At 72.5% G+C, this 22909-nt stretch carries 26 protein-coding genes; 15 read left to right on the top strand and 11 right to left on the bottom strand.

Features of this window, described 5'->3' with window-relative positions:
* The first annotated feature begins 23 nt into the window (after positions 1-23).
* The 4 genes from BDZ31_RS23480 to BDZ31_RS23465 are packed head-to-tail and all read left to right on the top strand — an operon-like array spanning position 24 to position 3699.
* Positions 24-983 carry an ABC transporter ATP-binding protein gene (locus BDZ31_RS23480; protein ID WP_183345750.1) on the top strand — a complete coding sequence of 320 codons (960 nt, stop codon included), beginning with the start codon at positions 24-26 and terminating at the stop codon, positions 981-983.
* Entirely contained in the window at positions 980-1726 is a 747-nt protein-coding gene (locus tag BDZ31_RS23475) for an ABC transporter permease (RefSeq protein ID WP_183345748.1), read from the top strand. The genes BDZ31_RS23480 and BDZ31_RS23475 overlap by 4 nt, the downstream gene beginning before the upstream one ends.
* A 3-nt stretch (positions 1727-1729) precedes the next feature.
* Positions 1730-3052, top strand: a complete 1323-nt coding sequence (locus tag BDZ31_RS26170) for a histidine kinase (protein ID WP_221243295.1) — start codon at positions 1730-1732, stop codon at positions 3050-3052.
* Positions 3049-3699 (top strand): response regulator, encoded by a 651-nt coding sequence (locus BDZ31_RS23465; protein ID WP_183345746.1) that lies wholly within the window; start codon positions 3049-3051, stop codon positions 3697-3699. The genes BDZ31_RS26170 and BDZ31_RS23465 overlap by 4 nt, the downstream gene beginning before the upstream one ends.
* Before the next feature lie 9 nt (positions 3700-3708).
* Here the strand turns inward: BDZ31_RS23465 and BDZ31_RS23460 are convergent, their stop codons facing one another.
* From BDZ31_RS23460 to BDZ31_RS23435, 6 genes are all read right to left on the bottom strand, one after another.
* Complete coding sequence (locus BDZ31_RS23460; RefSeq protein WP_183345743.1) at positions 3709-4611, bottom strand: L,D-transpeptidase; 903 nt, start codon at positions 4609-4611, stop codon at positions 3709-3711.
* A complete protein-coding gene (locus BDZ31_RS23455; protein ID WP_183345741.1) occupies positions 4608-5930 on the bottom strand; it encodes a DUF11 domain-containing protein in 1323 nt (440 codons plus the stop codon). The genes BDZ31_RS23460 and BDZ31_RS23455 overlap by 4 nt, the downstream gene beginning before the upstream one ends.
* A 187-nt stretch (positions 5931-6117) precedes the next feature.
* Complete coding sequence (locus BDZ31_RS23450; RefSeq protein WP_183345871.1) at positions 6118-6918, bottom strand: alpha/beta fold hydrolase; 801 nt, start codon at positions 6916-6918, stop codon at positions 6118-6120.
* Positions 6919-6983: 65 nt separating this feature from the next.
* Entirely contained in the window at positions 6984-8408 is a 1425-nt protein-coding gene (locus BDZ31_RS23445) for an FAD-binding oxidoreductase (RefSeq protein WP_183345739.1), read from the bottom strand.
* Between the two features lie 15 nt (positions 8409-8423).
* Positions 8424-9860 carry an FAD-binding oxidoreductase gene (locus tag BDZ31_RS23440; RefSeq protein ID WP_183345737.1) on the bottom strand — a complete coding sequence of 479 codons (1437 nt, stop codon included), beginning with the start codon at positions 9858-9860 and terminating at the stop codon, positions 8424-8426.
* A gap of 87 nt (positions 9861-9947) precedes the next feature.
* The gene (locus tag BDZ31_RS23435; RefSeq protein WP_183345735.1) at positions 9948-11600 is read right to left on the bottom strand and encodes a helix-turn-helix domain-containing protein; all 1653 of its coding nucleotides are present in this window, start codon (positions 11598-11600) and stop codon (positions 9948-9950) included.
* A gap of 201 nt (positions 11601-11801) precedes the next feature.
* On the opposite strand from BDZ31_RS23435, the gene BDZ31_RS23430 reads away from it, so the two are divergent.
* Positions 11802-12509, top strand: coding sequence for an AraC family transcriptional regulator (locus tag BDZ31_RS23430; protein WP_343075683.1), 708 nt, complete (start codon positions 11802-11804; stop codon positions 12507-12509).
* Between the two features lie 40 nt (positions 12510-12549).
* On the top strand, positions 12550-12957 hold the full coding sequence (locus BDZ31_RS23425; RefSeq protein WP_183345734.1) for a VOC family protein: 408 nt from the start codon (positions 12550-12552) through the stop codon (positions 12955-12957).
* 55 nt (positions 12958-13012) lie between these two features.
* On the opposite strand, the gene BDZ31_RS23420 is transcribed toward BDZ31_RS23425, so the two are convergent.
* The 4 genes from BDZ31_RS23420 to BDZ31_RS23405 form a co-directional block, all read right to left on the bottom strand.
* Entirely contained in the window at positions 13013-14194 is a 1182-nt protein-coding gene (locus BDZ31_RS23420; RefSeq protein ID WP_183345733.1) for an acyltransferase family protein, read from the bottom strand.
* A 91-nt stretch (positions 14195-14285) separates the two neighbouring features.
* Complete coding sequence (locus tag BDZ31_RS23415; RefSeq protein ID WP_183345732.1) at positions 14286-14849, bottom strand: dihydrofolate reductase family protein; 564 nt, start codon at positions 14847-14849, stop codon at positions 14286-14288.
* 55 nt (positions 14850-14904) lie between these two features.
* Positions 14905-15477 (bottom strand): dihydrofolate reductase family protein, encoded by a 573-nt coding sequence (locus BDZ31_RS23410; RefSeq protein ID WP_183345731.1) that lies wholly within the window; start codon positions 15475-15477, stop codon positions 14905-14907.
* A gap of 30 nt (positions 15478-15507) precedes the next feature.
* Entirely contained in the window at positions 15508-15960 is a 453-nt protein-coding gene (locus BDZ31_RS23405; RefSeq protein ID WP_183345730.1) for a VOC family protein, read from the bottom strand.
* A 75-nt stretch (positions 15961-16035) separates the two neighbouring features.
* Here BDZ31_RS23405 and BDZ31_RS23400 point away from each other — a divergent pair, with 75 nt between their 5' ends.
* The 8 genes from BDZ31_RS23400 to BDZ31_RS23370 all read left to right on the top strand — a co-directional run bounded on the left by BDZ31_RS23400 (position 16036) and on the right by BDZ31_RS23370 (position 21689).
* Complete coding sequence (locus BDZ31_RS23400; protein WP_183345729.1) at positions 16036-16794, top strand: class I SAM-dependent methyltransferase; 759 nt, start codon at positions 16036-16038, stop codon at positions 16792-16794.
* A gap of 103 nt (positions 16795-16897) precedes the next feature.
* Complete coding sequence (locus BDZ31_RS25680) at positions 16898-17023, top strand: hypothetical protein (RefSeq protein WP_281381812.1); 126 nt, start codon at positions 16898-16900, stop codon at positions 17021-17023.
* Positions 17024-17040: 17 nt separating this feature from the next.
* Positions 17041-17277: an LbetaH domain-containing protein gene (locus BDZ31_RS23395; RefSeq protein WP_183345728.1), complete on the top strand. Its 237-nt coding sequence runs from the start codon at positions 17041-17043 to the stop codon at positions 17275-17277.
* A 73-nt stretch (positions 17278-17350) separates the two neighbouring features.
* Complete coding sequence (locus tag BDZ31_RS23390) at positions 17351-17938, top strand: mismatch-specific DNA-glycosylase (RefSeq protein ID WP_183345726.1); 588 nt, start codon at positions 17351-17353, stop codon at positions 17936-17938.
* 286 nt (positions 17939-18224) lie between these two features.
* A complete protein-coding gene (locus BDZ31_RS23385; RefSeq protein ID WP_183345724.1) occupies positions 18225-18443 on the top strand; it encodes a hypothetical protein in 219 nt (72 codons plus the stop codon).
* Positions 18444-18446: 3 nt separating this feature from the next.
* Positions 18447-18863: a type II toxin-antitoxin system VapC family toxin gene (locus BDZ31_RS23380; RefSeq protein WP_183345722.1), complete on the top strand. Its 417-nt coding sequence runs from the start codon at positions 18447-18449 to the stop codon at positions 18861-18863.
* A 260-nt stretch (positions 18864-19123) separates the two neighbouring features.
* A complete protein-coding gene (locus BDZ31_RS23375) occupies positions 19124-21427 on the top strand; it encodes a hypothetical protein (protein ID WP_183345721.1) in 2304 nt (767 codons plus the stop codon).
* Complete coding sequence (locus BDZ31_RS23370; RefSeq protein ID WP_183345719.1) at positions 21411-21689, top strand: hypothetical protein; 279 nt, start codon at positions 21411-21413, stop codon at positions 21687-21689. Before BDZ31_RS23375 ends, BDZ31_RS23370 begins: the two co-directional genes overlap by 17 nt.
* A 32-nt stretch (positions 21690-21721) precedes the next feature.
* Here BDZ31_RS23370 and BDZ31_RS23365 read toward each other — a convergent pair whose 3' ends face one another.
* Entirely contained in the window at positions 21722-22675 is a 954-nt protein-coding gene (locus tag BDZ31_RS23365) for a LysR substrate-binding domain-containing protein (protein WP_183345717.1), read from the bottom strand.
* 109 nt (positions 22676-22784) lie between these two features.
* Between BDZ31_RS23365 and BDZ31_RS26285 the strand changes: the two genes are divergently transcribed.
* A partial coding sequence (locus tag BDZ31_RS26285; RefSeq protein ID WP_425492751.1) for a PHP domain-containing protein occupies positions 22785-22909 on the top strand: 125 nt, incomplete at its 3' end.

The following is a 22909-nucleotide window of genomic DNA, read 5'->3' as shown; positions in this document are numbered from 1 at the left end:
GCCGCGTCGGTTGACTTCCCGGCATGACGGTGATCGACGTGCGGCGGCTGCGGAAGTCCTACGGCGACGTGCGGGCGGTGCGGGATGTGTCGTTCGCCGTCGAGCGCGGGGAGATCTTCGGGATCCTTGGGCGCAACGGCGCTGGCAAGACGACGACGGTCGAGTGCGTCGCCGGGCTCGCCCGCCGCGACGGCGGCGCGATCTCGGTGCTCGGCCGCGACCCGCAGGACGGCGATCCGGCGCTGCGCGAGCGCGTCGGCGTGCAACTGCAGAGCGGCGCGCTGCCGGACAAGCTGCGCGTCGGCGAGGCGATCGACCTCTTCGCCTCCTTCTACCGCGCGCCGGCCGACCGCGTCGAGCTGCTCGACCTGCTCGGGCTCGCCGACGTGCGCGACCGCCCCTTCGACGCGCTCTCCGGCGGCCAGCGGCAGCGGCTCTCGATCGCGCTCGCGCTCGTCGGCAGACCGGAGGTCGCGATCCTCGACGAGCTGACGACCGGCCTCGACCCCGCCGCGCGCCGCGCGACCTGGGAGCTGATCGGCGAGATCCGCGCGCGCGGGGTGACGATCGTGCTCGTGACGCACTTCATGGAGGAGGCCGAGCGGCTGTGCGACCGGGTCGCGCTGATCGACGGCGGACGTGTCGTCGCAGTCGACACGCCCGCCGGGCTGACGGCGCGCGCCGCACGCGAGCAGCGGATTCGCTTCCGGCCCGACCGTCCGGTCGACCCCGCGCTGCTGCGCGCGCTGGCGCCGGTGAGCTCCGTCGAGGCGCTCGGCGGCGGCGAGCTGGTCCTCGGCGGCGGCGACGGGCTCCTGTTCGCACTCGTCACGACGCTCGCCGAGATGGGCGTCGAGCCGCTGGAGCTGCGGCTCGAGCAGGCGTCGCTGGAGGACGCCTTCCTCGCGCTGACCGCCGACGGGCCGCCGGCTTCGGCGGCCGCCGAAGCCGGGGCGCCGAGCCGTGCGGAGGCCGTCGCATGACCGCGGTGCTGGCCCGCCTCACCGCGACCGAGTGGCGCCTGCTGCTGCGCGACCCGGTCTCGGTCGGCTTCGCGCTCGCGCTGCCGTTGGCGCTGCTCGTGATCTTCGGGCTGCCCGCCGAGAGCCGCGAGGCGAGCAGGGACCCTGGCGGCGAGCGCCCGATCGACACCGTGCTGCCGTCGATGGCGCTCGTGCTCTCGTTTGGCATGCTCGCCCTCTTCACGCTGCCGTACAACCTCGCCGCCTACCGCGAGCGCGGCATCCTGCGCCGCCTCGCGACGACGCCCGTGCGGCCGGTGCTGCTGCTCGCCGCGCAGCTGGCGGTGAACCTCGCGGTCGCGACCCTCGCGACGCTGCTGGTGCTGGCGATCGGCCCGCTCGCCCTCGACATGGCGCTGCCGGCAGACCCGCTGGGGCTGCTGCTGGCGCTGGCGCTCGGCGCCGCCGCGCTGTTCGGGATCGGCCTGCTGCTCGCCGCCCTCGTCCCGCGCACGCGGCGGATCCAGGCGATCGGGCCGCTGCTGTTCTTCCCGTCGCTGTTCCTCGCCGGGCTGTGGCTGCCGAAGGAGCAGATGCCGGCTATCCTCGCCCGCGTCGGTGACCTCACTCCGCTCAGCGCATTCCGCGAGACGCTCCAGGACGCCTGGGTCGGCGACGCGCTCGACCCGCTCCACCTGGCCGTCATGGTCGTCTGGGCGCTCGGCGCCGCGGCCGTCGCGGCGCGCGCCTTCCGCTGGGAGTGAGCGGTGAGCCCCGAGCGGGCGCCGGCGCCCGATCCGCCCGAGACCGCGCTCGACGTGTGGGAGCGGCGCGAGGAGCACCTGTTCGACGTGCTGCCGTTCGCCGGACTGGCGATCGGTGCCGCGCTGACCCTCGCCTTCCCCGAGACCGCGCGGGCCGGCGCGGCGACGATCGCGGCGCTCGTCGCGGTCGCGGCGGCATGGACGCTGCTGATGCGCCCGCTGCGACCGCGGTGGGCCGCGCGCCAGCCGGGGCCGGCGCTGCTCTACGCCGGCCTCGTCACGCTGATGGCCGCGCTCGTCGTCACCAGCCCGCTGTTCGGCTTCTTCGCATTCTGCGGCTACGGCTTCATCGACGCGCTGCCCGGTCGCGCGAAGGCGCTCGGCGTCGCGGCGACGGCGGCGGTCTCGGGCACCGCCCAGATCGGCGGCTTCCCGCTCGCCGACGGCGTGCCGGTCGCCGGATGGATCGGCTTGATGGCGGCGAACCTGCTGATCGCCGGGACGCTCATGTTCTTCGCCGGGGTCACCAACGAGCGCCGCGACGCGCGGCGCGACGCACTCCGCAAGCTGGCCGAGGCCAACCGGCGGCTGGAGGCGACGCTGGCCGAGAACGCCGCCCTGCACGCGCAGCTCCTCGAGCAGGCGCGCGAGGCCGGCGTCGCCGAGGAGCGCCAGCGGATGGCGCGCGAGATCCACGACACGCTCGCCCAGGGGCTGACCGGGATCGTCGCCCAGATCCAGGCCGCCGAGCAGGCCGCCGAGCGTCCCGAGCGCTGGCGGCGCCACCTGCGCACCGCCGCCCAGCTCGCGCGCGAGAGCCTCGCGGAGGCCCGCCGCTCGGTCCGCGCCGTGCGCCCGGAGGCGCTCGAGAACGCCCGCCTGCCGGAGGCGTTGGCCGACGTCGCGCGGCGCTGGTCGGCGATCCACGACGTCGGCGTCGAGGTGACGACGACCGGTCGCGCGCGGCCACTGCGGCCCGAGGTCGAGGTGACGCTACTGCGGACCGCGCAGGAGGCGCTCGCGAACGTCGCCAAGCATGCGCGCGCCGGGCGCGTCGGCGTGACGCTCTCCTACATGGACGACGAGGTCACGCTCGACGTCCGCGACGACGGGGTCGGCTTCGACCTCGGCGCGCGTCCGGCCGACGACGGCGTCGGGCTGGTGGCGATGCGCCAGCGCGTCGAGGGCCTCGGCGGGCGGCTGGAGATCGAGTCCGAGCCGGGCGGCGGGACGGCGGTCTCGGCCTCCGCGCCGGCCCGACCGCTCGACGGCGCGCCGCCCCGTGCGGCGCGGGAGCCGGCCCATCTGAGCGGGCGGGCGGCGTGAGCGAGCGCGTGACGCTGCTGATCGTCGACGACCATCCGGTCGTTCGCGACGGGCTGCGCGGCATCTTCAGCGGCGACGAGCGCTTCGAGGTGCTCGGCGAGGCGGCCGACGGCGCCGCGGCGGTCGAGCGGGCTTTGACGCTGGCGCCCGACGTCGTGCTGATGGACCTGCGGATGCCCGGCACCGACGGCGTCACCGCGATCCGCCGGCTGGCCGAGACGGCGCCGTCGGTGCGCGTGCTCGTGCTGACGACCTACGACACCGACGCCGAGGTGCTGCCGGCGATCGAGGCCGGAGCGACCGGCTATCTGCTCAAGGACGCGCCGCGCGACGAGCTGCTGCGCGCCGTGCTCTCCGCCGCGCGCGGGGAGGCGGTGCTGGCGCCGTCGGTCGCGACGCGCCTGCTCGACCGCGTCCGCGCGCCCGCGCGCGAGCCGCTCAGCCAGCGCGAGCTCGAGGTGCTCGCGCTGGTCGCTCAGGGCGCCTCCAACCGCGAGGCGGCCAGGCAGCTGTTCATCAGCGAGGCGACGATCAAGACCCACCTGCTGCACGTCTACGCCAAGCTCGACGTCAACGACCGCGCCGCCGCCGTCGCGGCCGCCTACGAGCGCGGGCTGCTGCGGCCGGGCGAGGGCATCGGCCGCTAGGCGCGCGGGCTACGGCCCGATGCGGATCGGGGTGCCGGGCCGGGCGCGGGAGCGCAGCCAGTCGATCACGGCGTTGTCGGCGCGCAGGCAGCCGTGGGAGCGTGCCGAGCCGAGCGGGTCGATCAGCGACGCCGGACCGCGGCCGTGCAGCGCGACGCGGCCGGGGCCGCCGCCGAAGTCCTCGAGCACGTTGGAGAGGGCCGTGAGGTGCAGCGCGTACGGCCCGACGAACGCGTTCGGGTCCGACTGGCGCGTGATCTCGTAGACCGCGAACAGCCCGCGGGGCGTCGGCGTGGCCGGGGCGCCGACGACCAGCCGCGCGCGACGGCGCAGCGCTCCGTCGCGGTAGACGCGCAGCTCGCGCCGGGCGAGGCTCACCGACAGGTACCAGCGCGTGCGGCCCAGTCGCACGTCGCGCGCAGCGACCCAGCCGGCGCGGGTGTTAGGCCGCAGGGGCGCGTCGACCAGCAGCCACGGCCGGCCGCGCCGGTCGTAGCGGGCAGCCAGCACCATCAGGCGCATCGCGCCGTGCGAGTGCGCCGTCGCGGTGTGGGCGATCCAGAAGCGGCGGCCGGCGCCGGGGCGCTCGCGCATCGCCGTCGCGCGCAGCACCTTCGCGACGTAGGCGCCATCCGCGCGCGACGGCGCCCGCAGTCTGATCCGCGCGCCGGGCCGCCCGGTGCGCGCGACGGCGCGCGCCGGATCGTCGGCGCGCAGCGCGCGGGCCAGCCGGGCGCCCGACGCGCTCGCCGCCGGCTCGGTCGCGGCCGACGCCCCGGTCGCGCCGCCCAGCGCGCTCGCCGCCGGCTCGATCGCGGGCGATCCGGTCGCGGCCCCCGGCGTCGTCGCGCCGAGCGCGAGGAGCGACAGCGCCGCGATCGTCAGGCCGCGCGCGCGTCGCCGCCCGCTCATCCGGTCACGCGCTCGCCGCCCACGCTCGGCGGCGGCCCGGGCTGCCGCACTCTGACTCTGACCTGCGCGTGCCGTCTCGGACCCGCGCCCGTGACCGTCACCCGGTTGACGATCGTCCCGGGCCGCGCGTCGCGGTCGACGCGCACGACGAGGACGCGGCGGGTCGTCGCCCCGGGCGCCAGCCGTCTGACCCGCCAGCAGATGCGGCCGCCGGCGACCATGCGCCCGCCGTCGGCGTCGACGACCGTCACGTCGCGCGGCAGCCGGTCGCAGATCCGGAAGCGGATCGCGGCGGCGTTGCCGGTGTTGCGCACGACGATCGTGAAGCGGACGGTGTCACCGGCCGTGACCGTTCTCGCGCTCGCGCGCTTCTCGACGCGCAGCCACGGTCTCGCCTGTCTCTGCACTCCCAGCACCCCGCCGCCGGGGGTGGGGCTGGGGGTCGGCGCCGGCGGAGTCGGCGGCGTCGGGGGTGGCGGAGGCGGCGGTGGTGGCGGGGGCGGCGTCGGGCAGGTGACCCGGTTGGTCACGGTGAAGCTGTTCGCGCCGCCGGCCAGTCTGGCGGTGAAGGGCAGCGCGGCGTCGACCGACGTGCCGTCGACCGCCGTCACACGCTGCGACTCCACGACACAGGCGGGATCGGCGAGCGCGAGCGTCTCGGCGAGCGTGACCGACTCGCCCTCGCGGTAGCCGCCGCGCGCGACGCCCACGGGCTGCGGCGTCGGCCCGGCGTCACCGGGTCCGGTCAGCGTCAGCACGGCGTCGAATCCCGCCGGCCGGCTGCCGTGCGGGAAGGTCTGGCCGTTGATCACCCACTGCTTCTCGACGGTGACCTCGGCCTTCACCGGACGGTTGAAGACGACGCACTTGATCTTCTGCTGCTTGTCGACGTGGAGGCTGAACGCCGGTCTGCCGGGCACCGAGTCGTCGTTGACCACCGGCACGGCGACGTCGCCGTACTTGCCGTCCTTGAAGCAGGTCGCGTTGGCGCCGCCCTGCGTCACCAGCTCGAAGCCGGGCTGCTGCGTCTCGGCGACGGTGAGATCGATCTGCCGCGCCTCCTCGGGGAAGGTCAGGTCGAACGTGACGGCGCCGTCGTCGCCGGTCACCAGCGTCGCCGGGAGACCGCCGACGCCGGCCGTCGCGCTCGTGCCCGTGAAGGTCCAGCCGGCGGCCGGCATGGCCCCGGTGACGTCCTCGCCGGTCGTGCCGAGCGGCGCGACCTTCTTGACGACGGTGACGTGCGCGGTCGGCTTCTCGTGCTTGCCCGGCTTCTCGCCCGCAAGCGCCGGTGACGCACCGAACGCCGCCAACAGCAAGGCCGCGAACCCGATGAGAATCGCGCGCAGCGCGATCGAGGTCTGTCGCGGCCGACCCTCTGCCCGGTCCAGCCAGCTCCTCATTGCTACCTGAAGCTGCCCATCCCGCGAGCCGCGGCAAACCATCTGACCGGGAACTGGGCGGACGCGCACTCCCCGCGCGCGGTCAAGGTCAGACGAGCCGACCTCAGCCACGCGCCTCGACCTCGCGCCAGAAGGCGTCGACGCGGGCGTTCCACTCGTGCGGGACCTCCTGGAACGGCTGGTGGGCCTCCTCCTCCATCACCTCGAAGCGGGCATCCGGGATCAGCTCGGCGACGGCGCGGCAGAGCTCCGGGCGGCTGGTGGAGTCGCGCCCGCCGGCGAGCACGAGCGCCGGCGCGGCGATCCGCGGCAGGCGCTCGCTCGTGTCGTGGTCGAGGAAGGCGTCGAGAAATGCCTGCAGGTCCGTGGGCGCCTGCTTGTGCGGGAAGGCGAGCGCCTCCTCGACGAACTGGTCGACCGTCCCGTCGTTGTGCGCCCGCGCGGTGTAGATGTCGAGGAAGAACCCCTCCAGGAACGCCCGCTCGCTCGGAGCGACGTCGACCAGCCAGCGAACGAACAGCCCCCACGAGCGGAGGTAGGGGTCCATCACCGGCCAGGTGCTCTGGAGGACGAGGCTGCGGACCATGTCGGGATGGCGCAGCGCCAGCTCCTGGGCGATGATGCTGCCGCCCGAGAAGCCGGCGACGTGCGCGGAGGGGATCCCGAGCGCGCGCAGCACGCCGGCCGCGTCGTCGGCCATCGTCTCGACCGTGACCGCGCCGCCGGGCATCGCCGTGCGGCCGGCGCCGCGGTTGTCGAACGCGGTCAGCCGGTAGCGGGCGGCGAGGCCGTCGAGCTGGAGCTGCCACGACTCGACGGTGTCGCCCGCGCCGCCGATGAGCAGCACGTCGGGGCCCTGCCCGACCTGGTCGACGTGGATCGAGATCCCGTTGGCCGCGACCATCCGCGGGAACGCGGGCGCATCCGCCATCCGCGTGGCGCGGGGCTGCGGGGTGTCGGTGACGCTGGTCATGGTCGTCCTCCTCGCTGCGCCGCGACGGCGCGGATGTTCTGGTTGAGCCGGAAGCGGTTGTCGGGGTCGTAGGCGGCCTTGATCTCCTCCAGCCGCGCGTGGTTGGCGCCGTAGCTGTCGCGCACGGCGGCGTCGCCCTCCTCGAAGAGGCCGGGGAAGTTGAAGTAGGTCTTGCCGTCCGACCACGGCAGCGCGGCGTTCCAGAACTCCCGCGTGTAGGCGATGTTGACGGCGTCGTCGATCGGGTCGTGCCAGGTCGAGTCGACGCTCAGCATCCATTCCGAGGAGCGGTCGCCGAACGCGGTCTCCGCGGCGCCGACGCGCGAGATCGCCCCGCCGCAGTGGCGGACGATCACGAGCGTGTCGTTCGACGGGCGGCGCGCGGAGCGCTCGACGGTGGCGTCGATCGCGGCGCCGGGAAAGCCGTCGAGGTACAGCGCCTTCCAATAGCGGCGCGGGCCGGCGCCGAAGAACGGGTCGAGCGAGCGCTGGAAATCGAGGTAGTCGATCGTCGCGCTCATGTCGATCAGCGGGGCGGTCAGCTCGCGCAGGCCGCGGGTCGCGCGCTCGCCCTCCGCCGGATCGCCGGCCCACATGCCGGAGAGCCCGACGTACGGCAGGCCGCGCAGCCCCGCCGGCAGCTCCTCGACGACCGGCAGCGACCAGATCAGCCCGGCGGTCGACAGCTCGTCCGGCGCGTCGGCGACCGCGTCGCGCCAGTCGCGCAGCACGCGCGCCGCCGCTTCGAGCGGATAGGCGACGTTCAACGTGAACACCTGCGGGCCGAGCTGATGGAGACGCAGCTCGAAGGAGGTGACGACGCCGAAGTTGCCGCCGCCGCCCCGCAGCGCCCAGTGGAGGTCGGGATGCTCCTCGGCGCTCGCGCGGACGCGGCGGCCGTCGGCGAGGACCACGTCCGCGGAGACGAGGTTGTCGACGGTCATCCCGTCGCGGCGGCGCTGATGGGAGACGCCGCCGCTCAGCGCCAGGCCCGCGACGCCGGTCTCGGAGACGACGCCGCCCGGCGTGGCGCGGCCGAGCGGCGCGGTGACGCGATCGACGTCGGCCCAGGTCGCGCCGCCCTCGACGTGCACCGTGCGGCCCGAGGCGTCGATGTGGACGCCCCGCATCGCCGACAGGTCGACCACGAGCCCGTCGTCGACCACGGCGGTGCCGGCGACGTTGTGGCCGCCGCCGCGCACCGCCAGCGGCAGTCCTCGTGCGGCGGCGTGGCGGACCGCGGCCGCGACGTCCTCGGCGTCGGCGCACCGCGCGATCGCGGCGGGCCGCTTGTCGATCATGCGGTTCCAGACGCGGCGCGCCTCGTCGTAGCCGGGATCGTCGGGCGCGATCAGGTCGCCGCGCAGGCGGGCGGCGAGCGGAGCCGCGTGCTCGACGGCGCTGTTGGAACGGACGTGCATGGTCGGTCGCTCCTTCTACGGTCGGTCGCCGGCGCTCGGCGCGAGCGCCTGCTGGGTGCGGAAGATGCCCTGCGGATCCCACTCCACCTTGAGCGCGGCGAGGCGGTCCGCGCTGGCGCCGAACGCCGCGCGCAGGCGGGCGTCGCTCTCCTCGCCGAGGAAGTTCGGGTAGGTCGCGCCGACCGACCACGGCCGCATCTCGTCGCGGATCGCGCGGCCGAGCGCGCGACAGCGCTCGTCCTCTTCCGCCTCCTCCCACAGCAGGAGCGGATGGACGATGAAGCGCGCCTCGCGCCCGCCGAGCGGCGAGTGCTCGGCGCCGAAGCGGCGGACCGCGCCGCCCCACGGCACGATGAACAGCTGCGAGGGCCCGGGCGGCAGCTGCGCGGCCCGTGCGACGAGCGCGTCGATCGCCTCGTCGGGCAGATCCGCGACGTTCTCGGCCGTCCAGTAGTTGCGGTAGCCGGGCGGATCATCGATCGAGCGCTGGAAGTCGGCGTAGGCGACCGGCGCGAAGAGATCGGCCGACGGCGGCCCGAAGGCGCGGATCTCCCGCAGCGCCCGCTCGCCGTCGGCAGGCGCGCCGGCGTGCATGCCGGCGACCATCACGGCTGGACGCCCGTGCAGCTCCGGCGGGACCTCCAGCTCCGGCGGAGCCGTGACGTACGCGAGCGCGAGGCCGAGCTCCTCGGGCGCGTCGCGCATCACGTCGCGGAAGAGGCGCAGCAGCTCGCGCCCGCGCTCGGCCGGGTGCAGGACGAGCCCGGCGAGCACCTTGGGGCCGACGGGGTGGAGCCGCAGCTCGAGCGCGGTGACGACGCCGAAGCTGCCGCCGCCTCCGCGCAGCGCCCACAGCAGCTCGCGGTTCTCGTCCTCGGAGGCGCGCACGAGCTCGCCCGCGGCGGTCACCAGCTCGGCCGCGACGAGGTTGTCGCAGGCGAGGCCGTGCCTGCGCTCGAGCCAGCCGGAGCCGCCCCCGAGCGTCAGCCCGGCGACGCCCGTCGTCGACACGCGCCCGCCGGTGGTCGCCAGCCCGTGGGCCTGCGCGGCACGGTCGACGTCGGCCCAGGTCGCTCCGCCGCCCACGCGCGCGACGCGGCGGACGACGTCGACGTCGACGTCGCGCATGCCGCGCAGGTCGAGCACGAGGCCGTCGTCGCAGAGCGAGCGCCCGCTGACCGAATGGCCGCCGGCGCGCACGGCGATCGCCAGCCCGTGCTCGCGTGCGAAGGCGAGCGACGCGATCACGTCGTCGGGCGCCGCGCAGCGGGCGACGAGCCGCGGTCGCCGGACGATCATCGCGTTGAACAGCGTGCACGCGTCGGCGTGCTCGGGCTCGCCGGGCTCGTAGAGGCAGCCGCTGAGCCGGAAGCGCAGCTCGTCCAGGCTCGCCTGCGGCAGGGGGTCGAGCGCCGCCGCGGTCGGGTGCGCCGCTCGGTCTTCTTCGAGCATGGTGCCGACGGTACGCCCGGCCCTACGGCGTCGCTTCAGCCGTTCCGGCCATCCGCAGCGGATGGCCGGAACCGGCAAGGCCGCCGCTCAGAGCAGCCCTTCGCGGGTGGCGTAGGCGACGGCGGCGGCGCGCGAGTGCAGCCGCAGCTTCGTGCGCACGTTCGCCACGTGGCGGTGGACGGTGTGCGGGCTGACGACCAGCCGCTCGGCGATCTCGGCGTCGTTCAACCCCTGGGCGACGAGTCCGAGCACCTCGCGCTCCCGCACCGTGAGCTCGCCGAGCCCGGGCGCGTCGGAGCCGTGCGCTCCGGCGCCGGAGCGCCTCGCGTCGCGGATCGCCCCGAGCCGCTCCAACGCCGCGCGCGCGGCGCGGGCCTCCGCGTCGGCCGCGTCCGCGCGCCCGAGCGAGACGAGCGCCCGCGCGAGCGCGAGCCGCGCGAGGGCCGCTTCGTACGGCGCCGCGGACTCGCCGAACAGGTCGAGCGCGTCCTCCAGGCCGCGCCGCGCCTGCTCGTGGTCGCCGCGCAGCTCGGCGACCTCCCCGGCGACGAGGCGGGCGCGGCCGCGCAGGTACGGCGTGCCGAGCCGCTCGACCAGCTGCGCCAGCTCGGCGGAGGCCGCGCCGGCCCGCTCGAAGTCGCCCAGCGCGGCGCGGGCGCGCGCGAGCAGCTCGAGCGCGGGAACGCGGTCGATCGGGGCGGCTTCGCCGATGCGCCGCAGCGTCCGCTCGGCGATGTCGGCGGCGCCGACGGCGTCGCCCTCCTCGAGCGCGAGCACGCCGAGTCCGATGAGCGCGGGCCGGTGTGGCAGGGCGCGCTCGAACAGCGCCCGCGCCTCCTCGACCCGTCCCTGGCGGGCGCGCAGCTCGCCGAGGCGCGCGAGGCCGTCGGGCGCCATCCCGGGGCGCGTCGCCTCCAGGTCGGCGAGCGCGGCGACGAGCTCGGCCTCGGCGGCCGGCCACTCGCCGCGGCATGCCAGCACCTGCCCGTAGGCGCTGCGGCAGACGCCGATCAGGTGGCGGCCGCTCAGCCGGTCGCCGATCGACCGCATCGCCTCGCACCACTGGGCGACGCGCGCGAAGTCGCCGAGCCGCTCGCAGACCGCGATCATGATGCACAGCGTCCATGCCGGGGAGATCGGCAGCTCGAACTCCTCGCCGGCGCAGACGGCGGCGGCCTCGTCGAGCCTCCGCAGGCCCGTCTCGACCCGACCCTGGACGACCCGCGCCGCCCCGTCGATCGCGATGCCGAGCGCCTCCAGGTCGGGGACGCGCAGCTGCGCGCCGAGCGCCGCTGCCTCGGCGCCCCGCGACGCGGCCGTCTCGGGATCGGCGTCGACCTCGAGCGCGTAATAGCCGTCGACGACGAGGAACCAGCCGTGGTCCGCGGAGGGCGGCCGCCCGGCGAGCAGCGACCGGCATCGCTCCAGCCAGCCGGCGGCGACTGCCTGGTCGCCGCGGAAATGCAGTGCGTCGTTGGCCAGCCATCCTGCCATCCGCACCGCGCCGCCGACGTCGGCAGCGGCGCGATAGGCGCGGAACGCCCGCTCGCGCGCGTCGAGCGAGGCGTCGGTGTCGCCCAGCCACGAGGTCGCCCAGCTCAGCCCCTCCCATGCCGCGACGGACTGCTCGCGGCCCAACGCCGACTCGAAGCAGCGGCGCGCCCTCCCCCAGTCGGCCCGCGCAAGCGCCGCGTTGCCCGCCGTGACCAGGTCCTCGACCGTGTCAAGCTCGGTGGCCATCTGGATTCCGGACCGAGTGTACGGCGCGACCACCGCGCCCGGGCGCCGCGAGCGGCGTCGACAGCCAGCGCCCTGCTGCTGGGTCGGCGCAGCCACGAATGGTTCGCGGCATCGTCCTCCTCGACAGACCCCACCCCGTCCGCCGGTGAGGCGACGCCGACGGCGTCGGTGAGCGAGACTTCCACTGTGGCCAGCTTGAACGTGATCGACCGGTCGTCGGACTCGATCCTCGTCGAACGGGTGTGGCGCTCCGAAGGAGCCGACGCGACGCAGATGCTCTCGGTGGCCAACTCGAACTGGGAGCTGGTCGTGGCGCGGGTCCGCGGGGAGGTCCTGGTCGTCATCCGAGGCCCCGAGACGCGCACGACCCTCGTCGAGCTTCCCGAGGTGGAGGCGACGCTCGGCATCGTGTTCGCCCACGGCACGGCGATGCCGCACCTGCCGGTCGGTCGCCTGGTCGACTCCGCGGTGGCGGTGGAGGCCTCGGCCCGGCGCGTCGCGATGGCCGGGGAGGTCTGGGAGCTGCCGAGGTTCGAGTCGGCCGAGGACTTCGTCGGCAAGCTCGCGCGGGCGGGGCTCCTGCGCCGCGATCGGATCGTGTCCGAGGTCGCCGCCGGCGCAGACGACCACGGCCTGACGGCGCGGTCGGTGCAGCGCCGCGTCGCCGCGGCGACCGGGCTCACGCAGGGAGCGATCCGGCAGATCGAACGCGCTCGGCAGGCCGCGACGTTGCTCCAGGCCGGGGTCGACGCGCTCGACGTCGTGCACCGGGTCGGGTACTACGACCAGCCGCACATGGCCCGCTCCCTGACCCGGTTCATCGGCCGGACGGCCACGCAGCTGCAGCGTCAGACGACCGATGTGCCGCTGTCGCTTCTGTACAAGACTCCTGCCTGGGGTTCCTCTTGACTCGGGGTGTCAGGTCAACGGCACCCGCCCAGGAGAACCCATGTCCGTCACGCACATCTTCGTGAACCTGCCCGTCACCGACATCGCGGCGAGCAAGGCGTTCTACCAAGCGCTCGGCTTCCCGCTCAACCCGCAGTTCACGGACGAGACCTCGGCATACGTCGTGGTCTCGGAGACGATCGCGCTCCAGCTCGCGCCCCACGACAAGTTCCGCTCCTTCACGAACCAGGACGTGCCCGACAGCGGCGGCGTCATCAGCGCGCTCGGGGTCGAGTCCCGCGACGAGGTCGACCGGATCACCGACACCGCGCTGCGGTCCGGCGGCTCGCCGACGAAGGATCCGACCGACTTCGGCTGGCTCTACAACCGCGGCTTCGCCGACCCCGACGGCCACCACTTCGAGGTCGTCTACGTCGACATGGACGCCATGCCGGAGCAGCCCGCCTGAGCAGGCGCACGCGCCGGCGGCACAGCCGTTCGTCGCGCGGCGCGGCAGGGCGCGGTCACCGCGGCGCGGCAGCGACGCTGCCGCGCCCGCCCGATCCGGTCACCCGCGCGATCGGCGCCGCGCGCGCGGCGAGCGCCGCGAGGCCGAACGAGCCCGCGACGCCGCCGACGAGCACGACGAGGAACGTGACGACCACCGGCGGCGACAGCGGTGCGATCGCCAGCGCGAGCAGCACGAGCACCGGCGGGTGGACGACGAACGCGCCGTAGGCCGCTGGGGCCATCCGGCGCGTCAGCGGCGTCAGCGCGTTCCAGCGTCGTCGGAACTGGTCGACCGCCAACAGCGACACGCACGTCGAGAGCACGCCCTCGCTCAGCGCGGCGGCCGCGGCCTGCCAGTGCCAGCCGCCCATGAAGCGGTCCTCCGCCGCGTCGCTCTCGAAGAACCCGCCGGCGACGAGCGCCAGCGGCACCGCCAGCGCGGCGATCGCCGCGGCGACGGCGCAGCGCCGTACGAGCGACGGCGCGAGCGTCTCCAACCAGCCGCGCCGGCCGGCCGCGACGCCGAGCGCGAACAGCGCGACGTACTGCGGGAAGGCGGCGAGCTGCACGTACGCCTGCTGCGTCCCGAGCGGGAACGCCAGCCGCACGAGGAACGAGCAGACCGAGATCGCGACGACGACGGCGATCACCGTCCGGCCGCGCAGCCGGCTCGGCGCGGGTGCGGTTGCCGGCGCGGGCGCGGGCATGCCGCGGTCGCGCCGCAGCCACCGCAGCAGCGCGTAGGCGAGCGAGAACGCCAGCAGCGCCTCCAGGAACCACGTCGGCCCGGGCGCGAGCTTCCACACCTGCTCCCCGAGGAACGGCAGCAGCGGACCGCTGCCTCCCTCGTTCTCGAGGTGGTCGACGTACTCCATGAACGGGCTGACGCAGAGCGTGTACGCGACGATCGGAAGGCCCAGCCGCAGCAGCCGCTCGCGCGCGAAGCCGGCCGGTCCGCGGCGGTCGAGCGACGGCCCGGTCAGCTTGCCGGCGATCAGGAAGAAGAGCCCGAGCCCGAACAGCGAGCCGATCACCAGCACGACCGTGAGCGGTGCGACCACAGCCTCCGGCAGCTCGTCGTGGGACTCGAGGTACCACGCACCCGGGAAGCCGTAGGTGATCGCCGCGTGCAGCGCGATCACGCCGCAGACGAGCAGCACCTTGATGTTGTCGAGGTACGCCTGCCGCTCCCCCATCGGGCAGCACGCTACCGCCGCGGCGACGGACGAGCTCCACCTGCACGGGCGCTGTCGCTTCGTGCCGCCGCCGCGGGCGTCGCCCGTGCCCCTACCGCGCGACGCGATAGCGGACGTAGACGGCCTGCGAGCCAAGGGTCCGCGACTCGATCAGCTCGAGATCGACGCGGCGCTCGCGCTGCGGGTGGAACGGGATGCCGCCGCCGACCAGCACGGGAAGGACGATGGCGCGGAACTCGTCGACCAGCCCCAGCTCGGCGGCCTCGCCGGCGAGCGTGGCGCCGCCGATCGCGATGTCGCCGTCTCCCGGCTCGGCACGCAACCGCTCGATCTCCTCGACGAGGCTGCCGGAGGCGAGCCGGGCATTGCCCTCGACCTCCGACAGGGTCTTCGAGAAGACGACCTTCGGAAGGGACTTCCAGAGCGAAGCCCATTCGACGGTGTCGAAGTCGAGCGACGGGTTCTGGTCGGTCGTCTCCCAATAGAGCATCGTCTCGTACAGCCGACGGCCCAGCACGTGCGCGGCCAGCCCGCGCACCTGGTCGGTGTGAAAGCGAAAGACCTCCTCCTTGGGCGTCGTCCAGGCGAAGCTGCCGTCCGGGCCGACGATGTATCCGTCGAGCGAGACGTTCATCGAGTAGATCACGCTGCGCATCAGAGGTCCTCCTTGGGCGGGTTCGACACTGCGGCGGACGGCACGCTCGGCGACGTCAGCGGCCGTCGACGCGGTAGCGCACGCTGACGACGCCCGACTCGAACGTGCGCGTGGCGACGTGCCGCAGCTTGACCCGGTCGGTCAGCTCGGGCAGCAGCGGCGTGCCGGCGCCGAGCACGACGGGGTAGACGATCGCCTCCAGCTCGTCGAGCAGGCCGGCGCGCAGCAGCGACGCGGCGAGGTGCGCGCCGCCCACGTTGATCGTGCCCTTGGTCTCCCGCTTGATCTTGGCGACCTCCTCGGCCGCATCGCCTCTGACGAGGCGGGCGTTGCCGGTGACGCGCTCCAGCGTGCTGGAGAAGACGACCTTCGGCGTCTCACGCCAGATGCGCGCGAACTCGACGACCTCGTCGGGGGCGCCGGGGGCCTCGTCGGCGCTCGGCCAGAACGACTCCATCAGCTCGTAGAGCCTGCGGCCGAAGAGGCTCAGCTGCGCCGATCTCTCCATCTCGTTCATGTAGGCGTGGAGCTCGGCGTCGGGCTCGGTCCAGCCGATGTCATGGCCCGGCGCCTCCATGTAGCCGTCGAGCGAAACCTGCGTGGCGTAGAACAGCGTCGCGTTCGTCATGTCTGAGAAGACCGCCGGGCGCGCGTCAACTCATCGGTCCTTGCCTGATCGGAGCTCTTGCGCGAGCCCGATGAGCAGGCCTTCGGGCCCGCGGACGTAGCAGAGCCGATACATGTCCTCGTACTGGACGACGTCGCTGCCGACGAGCTGCGCGCCGTGCCTGCGGAGCCGAGCGAGCGTCTCGTCGATGTCGTCCACCGCGAACATGACGCGGAGGTAACCCAGCGAATTCACTGGGGCGTTACGGTGATCGGCGACGATACGCGGTGCGAGAAAGCGCGACAGCTCGAGCCGTCCGTGACCGTCCGGCGTCCGCATCATGGCGATCTCGACGCGCTGGTCGCCGAGGCCGGTGACGCGCCCCGCCCACTCCCCTTCCACCATCGCCCGCCCTTCGAGCTCGAGGCCGAGCTCGCGGAAGAACTCGATCGCCGCTCCAAGGTCCTCGACGACGATGCCGACGTTGTCCATCCTGAGTGCCATCTGCCCAACCTACATCGTGGGAACAGCCCGACCGGCTTCTGGTGCAGAGGAGCGTGCTATGACTGCCGGCGCGCCATGGCACGGAGAACGTTCGAGCAGCTGATCGCCGAAGGCGAGGCGGCGCCGGTCGAGGGGTGGGACTTCGCCTGGCTCGACGGGCGCGCAACCGAGCAGCGTCCGTCGTGGGGTTACCAACGCCTGATCGCCCAGCGGCTCGCGGCGGTCGGCGCGGCGCTCGACATCCAGACCGGCGGCGGCGAAGTGCTCGCCGGCGTCGAGCGGCTGCCGGCGACGATGGCGGCGACCGAGTCGTGGCCGCCGAACGTCGCGAAGGCGACCGCGCTGCTGCATCCGCGCGGGGTCGTCGTGGTCGCTGACCCGGACGAGCCGCCGCTGCCGTTCGCCGACGCGGCCTTCGACCTGGTCGTCAGCCGCCATCCGGCGACGATCTGGTGGGCCGAGATCGCGCGGGTGCTGCGGCCGGGCGGCACCTACCTCGCCCAGCACGTCGGTCCCGCGAGCGGGTTCGAGCTGATCGAGCACTTCCTCGGTCCGCAGCCGGAGGCACGCCGCAGGCGCGACCCACGCGACGAGCGGAGGGCCGCGGAGGCCGCCGGCCTGACCGTCGTCGACCAGCGCGTCGAGCGGTTGCGGATCGAGATCCTCGACGTCGGCGCGGCCGTCTACCTGCTGCGAAAGCTCGTCTGGTGGGTTCCCGGCTTCAGCGTCGAGCGCTACCGCGACCGGCTGCGCGCGCTGCACGAGCGGATCGAAGCCGACGGCGCGTTCGTCGCGCACTCCTCGCGCGTGCTGATCGAGGCGAGGAAGGCGTAGGTTCACATCGCCTGCTGCGGGACCGCCCGGGGGTCTGCGACGCGGCTTTGCGAATCGCCGGTCCGGACAGCATGCGATTCCAGTCGGAAGAAGGAGCGTCTCCATGCTGATCGAGCATCAGGGCAAGGTTCCCTCCGTCGACCCGACGGCGCGTGTCGCGCCGACCGCGGTGCTGTGCGGCGACGTCGTCGTCGGCCCGGCTGCGACATCGCGTTCGGCGCGGTCCTGACCGCCGCGGACGGGCAGGTGACCCTCGGCGAACGGGTCATCGTCCGCGAGGACGCGACCATCCGCGCGACGAGCACGCATCCGCTGGCGGTCGGCGCCCACAGCCTGATCGGGCCCAATGCCATGCTGCGCGGCTGCGACATCGCGGACGGCGTCGGCCGCGTCGAGCGCGACGGTGTCGACATGGACATGACGGACGTCACCGCCCGTCTGGCCGACGGGCTGCAGCGCCACCGCGACGACCGCATCGTCTAGGCAGACCGAAACCGGCCACCCGCGCCGGACCGAGCGGACGACGGTCGGCGCGCCGCTCGGGCAGGATGGCGGCATGGGGTTCACTCGTATGGAGCTGGAGGCGTTCCGAGATCAGGAGGTCGACGACCTCATCGGTCCAGGACTGAGGCTGCTGTTCGTCGGCATCAATCCCGGACTGTGGACCGCGGCGGTCAGAACCCACTTCGCCCATCCCGGCAACCGCTTCTACCCCGCGCTCGCCGCGGCGGGCATCATCGACGGCGAGATCGACCGCGTAGCGGGAATGACCGACGCCGACCGCACGCAGCTGGTGGCGCGCGGGATCGGGATCACGAACCTCGTGCGCCGGGCGACGGCACGCGCAGACGAGTTGTCGCCGGCGGAGCTGCGCGAGGGCAGCGAACGGCTGCTGCGGTTCGTCGCCGAGCACCGCCCGGCCGTCGTCGCGATCGCCGGCATCACCGCCTATCGCCATGCGTTCGGCGTGCGCGGCGCCACGCCCGGCCGGCAGCCGGAGACGCCCGACAGCATCGCCCGCTGGTCCGGCGCGGCGCTGTGGGTCGTTCCGAACCCAAGCGGGCTCAACGCCCACGAGACGGTCGCGACACTCGCCGCCGCCTACGCGGCGCCGGCGATCGAGGCCGGCGTGCTCGCAAGGTGACCGGAGCCGCGGCCCGGCCGAGGCCGACGTCCCTGCGAGGGACCCACGCGCGATCCGAGACTCAGGACCACCACACCTCTCTCGCGGCGGATCGCTGGCGCACCAGCGGTACGGTCGGACGAAGACCGCAAGCCTCTCGGCACCCGATGGGATCATCCAGTGCGAGAGGCGGGAGCGACGCGGGGCAAACCCACGAATTACACCTCGCATTGAGACCCAGCCGTAGGCGCGGCGGATCGCCGCGAACCGCGTAGCCGGTGGCAGGAGCAGCGGTAGCATCCGTTGCATGACGGCCAAGGAGAAGCTGCTGGAGCGCGCACCGCATTGGAGCGAGGAGCAAGCAGAGCGCGCTCTGCTTGCGGTCGAGGGCGACTCGCCCGCCCGACCGAAGCAGCCGGTGTCGCTGTTGCAGCGCGCCGCGGCCCTCCGCGCCCGCCAAACCAAGGTCGTCGACGCTGCCGCGCTGGTTCGCGAGTCACGTGGCGAGCTCGAGCAGCGCGCTTAGTAGATGACGGACATCGTCATCGACGCGAGCATGGCGCTCGCGCTGGTCCTCCGTGAGCCGCACGCCGCGACGGTCAGCGACCTGTTCGAACGATGGGAACGCGACGGCTCGGCGCTTCATGCTCCGATCCTTGCCCAGTACGAGATCGCAAGCGCCCTCACCCGCGCTCGCGTCCGCGACTTCCTCTCCACCGAAGACGTGGCCGAAGCACTCGAGATCGTCGCCGACCTCGGCGTGACGTTCCATCCGCCCGCCGCCGGCACGAAGATCATCGACACGGCGGTCGAGCTGCGACGTCATTCTGCCTACGACGCCGCCTACCTGGCGCTCGCCGACCAGCTCTCGGCGGACCTGTGGACGCTCGACGGACCATTGGCCCGCAACGCTGCCGATCGTTATCGCGTTCGGCTCATCGACTGAGTACGCGAAGCAGCACGGCTGGTGCTGTCCTCCCGATCGCGCAGTTCTCCTGCAGTCGTTCCCGCCGGCGTGAGGCCTCCAGACACCTCTATTTTGGCGATTGAGACACCCGTCGCCCTGAGCGCCGGGCGGTCGGCGCGTGTCGCGATTGCGATCTGTCCACCCGATGTTTAGAATCGTGTTCTCGGTCGTCGCGGGGTCCGCGGCCGCCATGGACAGCTAGCTTCGGCCGGACGCTAGACGCGTCCGAGGAAATTTGGATGCGCACCGACGCGTTTGCGCGGGAAGTGCCTGTCGGCGGTTACGCGATCCCCTATCAGCGCGAGCGCGGCGGGGATGTCTTGCTGGAGGTCGCCGTGATCACCCCCGACGAGGCGAGAGAGCACGAATCGGCCCTTGCGGATCTGACCGAGGTGATCGGCTGGTCGGCTCCCCCTGGGAAGTCGTTTCCCGACGGACGCCTGACAGTCGCCGGGACGAGACCGTCACGAGCCCACGTTCCCGAGCTCGCTGCTCGTCTCGGAAGCCGAGTCGCAGTCTGCGCCGACCCCAATGCATCTGCGCTGGTCGCTGCTTGGGAGGACTTCCTCGCCAGATACCGCGAGGTCACTTCATCGCTTGCAGAGTCGTCACGCGGTCGCCGCGCTCAGGCGCTGGACGAAGCTGCGGCCGAACGCGATCGCTATCGCGCCGAGATGGAGGCATGGGCAAAGGTCTATGGCTCCGGCCGGCTTCACCATGCCTTGAAACAGGGAGAGCGACCGCAACGTATCTACCGCGCGGAGCGGCGCGAGCGCGAGCTGCCCGGATTCCATATCGATCCCGACGGGTCATGGCGGACGGAGCCGCTTCGTGACCCCTCGTTCGAGGCGATCAGAGCTTTGGGGGCCGTCGAAGCGCATCTCGCGGAATGGGATATCGAGCACAGCGGCTGTGAGCTGGTCTTCGTTCCGGACGACGGAGAGGACGAAGACGCCAACGGTCGTTCTGCCGTCTGTGTCACAGGCTGGCTCGGCCGCCATGCCCTGTTCGGCTTTGTGCCTACTAACGGTCGCACTGGACCGATTACCGGCGAGTATCCGGATGGGGTGCGCGTTTCGTCGGGCTCGGTGCTCCGCCCCACTGCATACGCATCTGCGTACGGGATCAAGCATCCAGCGGCGCAGGAGGCGCTGCGTCACGCTGCCATCGTTGTAGTGGACTTTTTCCACGATGGCGAACCCAAAGAGACACTCAAGGAATATCTCCCTCCTGACGCTCACGACCTGATCGAGGACGGGCTCGTCGACGACGTCAGCGACACGCTGTTCTTGGTCGGATGGAAGCTCGGCCAGCCAACCCGTCACGAACTCTCCAGCTACGCGGAGCAGATCGCCGCACATCTCATCTTGCTGGAAGCGCAGACGGCGCTGGAGATACGGGGAGACTCGCTGAACGAGGCGGCGTACAAGGAAGCGGAGACGGAGCTGCTGGACGCTTTCGAAGTCATCCTCGATCCGGAATGGGCGTACGAGGACCTGCCCGAGATGGAGCACCTGTCACTCGAGCATCTCGTGCCGACCGGGGTCCCGCGGCGCGCGTCCCTGTGGGCACCGTGGCATCCAGACGCAGGCGACCCTGCACCGCGCACCACTGGCGATGAGGAGCCGAGCTGGACCTTGACCGACGAGCCCGGCGAGTCGCCGCGCGCTCAGACCGGCGCCGAGATACGGTGGAAGGAGACAGCGAGACGCGAAGCCGATCTCCCCGACCTGTTCAGAGCGACACGCTGGCGAGCCGGCCAGCGTGCCCACCTCCAGGGGAACGGTCCTGGTCGAACGGTACTGGTACTCCGTATTCCGGAGCGAAGCAGTCGCCGCGAACGACGCTCCATGCCGTGGTTCCTCGAGTGCTTTCGGGACGACGAAGCTGCGAGAAATGGGCAGAGCGAGTGGTCCCATCCGCTCGCTTGGGAAAAGGTGTTCGAGCTGCTTCCGAGCAAGTTCCATCCCCTGGCGACCGATGCCGTCTTCGCGGAGATCGCGGACGCCAAGGCGTGGGCATTGGAACTGGCGCGTCGCGTGCTCCCGGGCGGGGCCCTGGACTCCTTGCAATTCTCAGTTCGACTCTTGGATGGGGTCGAGGCCCTGCGAGAGCAACTCGAGCGTTGCCGGCGTATGGGGGTTATCCGCGATAGGCGCCTTACGGCCGAGGGACTCCGGCACGCCGCCTTCGGCCGCGAGGACCGCATGCGCTTCGAGGCGACCATACGGTTCGTCCGAGAGGACGACCAGCCGTTCGAGCGGATTCGCGCGAACTTCGGTTTCGCCGTTGAGGCCTTGGCGTCACTGCCGATCAGCTTGGAGCTGGAGCCGCACCCCAGTGACGACAGAAGCGTTCACGTTCGCTGTGGCGTGGCGACCGAAACCGTAGGAGAGGCGTTCGAGGTTGCAAATGAGGTGATCTCCCAGCTGCGCTGGCGCCTTCGGCTGGAGCCGATCGACTTGGACAGCGGCGAGGAAGACGACGAGGTCGGCTACACGATCCACCAATTAGTGAAGGACAGCGATGACCCGGCCGCGTAGCGCATCGCCATCCGTTCGCGGTGCGGATGAACGGCTCGCCGAACTCGAGCTGGCACGCGTGAGGCAGGAGCTGCGAATGCGTGCTTTTGTACTGGCGGTCGTCGTCGCGATCGTGCTGGCCTGCACTGCCGCCGCCATCATCGGCGAACCGTCGGTGGGCAACGTCTCGTCCGGCGTTGCAGGCGCCGGGCTGCTCGCGTGGATCGTGCGACGACTCTTCCCAGGAAATCCCCGAAACACCGACCGGAGAACCGGGGCGTAAAAGGCGGGGACGACGGGACTCAATCCCCCGATTTACACCCCTGATCGAGCTCCGGTCCTGACGGTTTCGGCCCAGCTCGGCATCCAGAGATCGCCTTCGATGTCATGGCTCGGTGCGGCGAAAACGTGCTCCCGGAGGGCGGCGAGCCCTGGATGTTTGTTGTCGCTCCGCCAGATGAGCGAATGCGGGTACACCGGGGTCGGATCGCGCAGCGGAATACGGCGCAGGTCGTAGTGAGACGGCCAGGCGAGCCGCATCTGCTCGCCGACGAACGTGGCGAGCGCTGGTGCGTCCGCGATCATCTCGAGGAGGACGTCGGTGCCGAAATTCGGCCCGATCGGATCGATCGTGAGCCCGAACGCCGCCGCGAGCGCTTCGTAGTACGCGGCCCATTCGGTGCCCGAGACGATCGCCGGCATCCAGATCCGGTGGCCGGCCAGGTCGGCCATGGCGACCGATTCGGCGGCGGCCAACTCGTGGGCGGGACCGGTGAGAAGTTGCAGCGGATCATCAAGAACGCGGCTGGCGTCGATCCCGTGAGGAAGCGGAATGGAGACGGCTCGAAAGGTCGCGTCGATCGCACCAGAGTGCACGCCCGCGATCGCAGTCTCGGCGTCGAAGAGCATCACGATGTCGAGGTCGATCTCGGGATGGGTGCGATGGAAGTCCTGAACCAAGAGCCCGGGCCCAATCCGCGGGTTGATCACGTCGATGCGCAGAGCACGGCTGCTCGGTCGAACCGAAGCGGCCGCTCTCGCTTCGGCCTCCAGCAGATGACGGGCGTGCGGCATGAAAGCCTGCCCATCGATCGTGAGCTCCACCGCCCGTGCGGTGCGCGTGAAGAGGCGGACGCCGCCGAGATCTCGTTCCAGCGAGGCGATCCGCTTCGAAACGGCTTGCTGCGTGATCGACAGCTTGAGCGCGGCCTTCTGGAACTGGCCGGTCTCGGCTACGGCGACCGCAGTACGCACGGCGTCTAGATCCACTGGCCCATCATAGTTCACAACTGACAGTTGTTCATGGCGTGACGACGGTTGTTTGACCACCGATGAGGTGGCATGGCTTCATGCCTGCAGAACAACCAATGGTGATTCGTTGACCCAACCCAGATCAGGAGCGGGCGTGCATCTGCACGTCCATTCCGAGTACTCGCTGCTGGATGGCGCGTGCAAGATCGACGCGCTTGCCGCTCGTGCCGCGGCCTTCGACCAGCCGGCTCT

The sequence above is a fragment of the Conexibacter arvalis genome, assembly GCF_014199525.1.
GTDB classification, from domain to species: domain Bacteria; phylum Actinomycetota; class Thermoleophilia; order Solirubrobacterales; family Solirubrobacteraceae; genus Conexibacter; species Conexibacter arvalis.
The sequence above is the reverse complement of the archived record's forward strand: the minus strand, read 5'-3'. Positions and strand labels throughout refer to the sequence as shown.

Bases quoted from the DNA above. Each gene is read 5' to 3' on its own strand.
- BDZ31_RS23410 (WP_183345731.1), bottom strand. From the start codon at position 15,477: ATGACGAACGCGACGCTGTTCTACGCCACGCAGGTTTCGCTCGACGGC.
- BDZ31_RS23480 (WP_183345750.1), top strand. From the start codon at position 24: ATGACGGTGATCGACGTGCGGCGGCTGCGGAAGTCCTACGGCGACGTG.
- BDZ31_RS23475 (WP_183345748.1), top strand. From the start codon at position 980: ATGACCGCGGTGCTGGCCCGCCTCACCGCGACCGAGTGGCGCCTGCTG.
- BDZ31_RS23405 (WP_183345730.1), bottom strand. From the start codon at position 15,960: ATGGCACTCAGGATGGACAACGTCGGCATCGTCGTCGAGGACCTTGGA.
- BDZ31_RS23380 (WP_183345722.1), top strand. From the start codon at position 18,447: ATGACGGACATCGTCATCGACGCGAGCATGGCGCTCGCGCTGGTCCTC.
- BDZ31_RS23460 (WP_183345743.1), bottom strand. From the start codon at position 4,611: ATGAGCGGGCGGCGACGCGCGCGCGGCCTGACGATCGCGGCGCTGTCG.
- BDZ31_RS23415 (WP_183345732.1), bottom strand. From the start codon at position 14,849: ATGCGCAGCGTGATCTACTCGATGAACGTCTCGCTCGACGGATACATC.
- BDZ31_RS23445 (WP_183345739.1), bottom strand. From the start codon at position 8,408: ATGCACGTCCGTTCCAACAGCGCCGTCGAGCACGCGGCTCCGCTCGCC.
- BDZ31_RS23435 (WP_183345735.1), bottom strand. From the start codon at position 11,600: ATGGCCACCGAGCTTGACACGGTCGAGGACCTGGTCACGGCGGGCAAC.
- BDZ31_RS23390 (WP_183345726.1), top strand. From the start codon at position 17,351: ATGGGGTTCACTCGTATGGAGCTGGAGGCGTTCCGAGATCAGGAGGTC.
- BDZ31_RS25680 (WP_281381812.1), top strand. From the start codon at position 16,898: ATGCTGATCGAGCATCAGGGCAAGGTTCCCTCCGTCGACCCGACGGCG.
- BDZ31_RS23385 (WP_183345724.1), top strand. From the start codon at position 18,225: ATGACGGCCAAGGAGAAGCTGCTGGAGCGCGCACCGCATTGGAGCGAG.
- BDZ31_RS23440 (WP_183345737.1), bottom strand. From the start codon at position 9,860: ATGCTCGAAGAAGACCGAGCGGCGCACCCGACCGCGGCGGCGCTCGAC.
- BDZ31_RS23425 (WP_183345734.1), top strand. From the start codon at position 12,550: ATGTCCGTCACGCACATCTTCGTGAACCTGCCCGTCACCGACATCGCG.
- BDZ31_RS23400 (WP_183345729.1), top strand. From the start codon at position 16,036: ATGGCACGGAGAACGTTCGAGCAGCTGATCGCCGAAGGCGAGGCGGCG.
- BDZ31_RS23450 (WP_183345871.1), bottom strand. From the start codon at position 6,918: ATGGTCGCGGCCAACGGGATCTCGATCCACGTCGACCAGGTCGGGCAG.
- BDZ31_RS23375 (WP_183345721.1), top strand. From the start codon at position 19,124: ATGCGCACCGACGCGTTTGCGCGGGAAGTGCCTGTCGGCGGTTACGCG.
- BDZ31_RS23420 (WP_183345733.1), bottom strand. From the start codon at position 14,194: ATGGGGGAGCGGCAGGCGTACCTCGACAACATCAAGGTGCTGCTCGTC.
- BDZ31_RS23370 (WP_183345719.1), top strand. From the start codon at position 21,411: ATGACCCGGCCGCGTAGCGCATCGCCATCCGTTCGCGGTGCGGATGAA.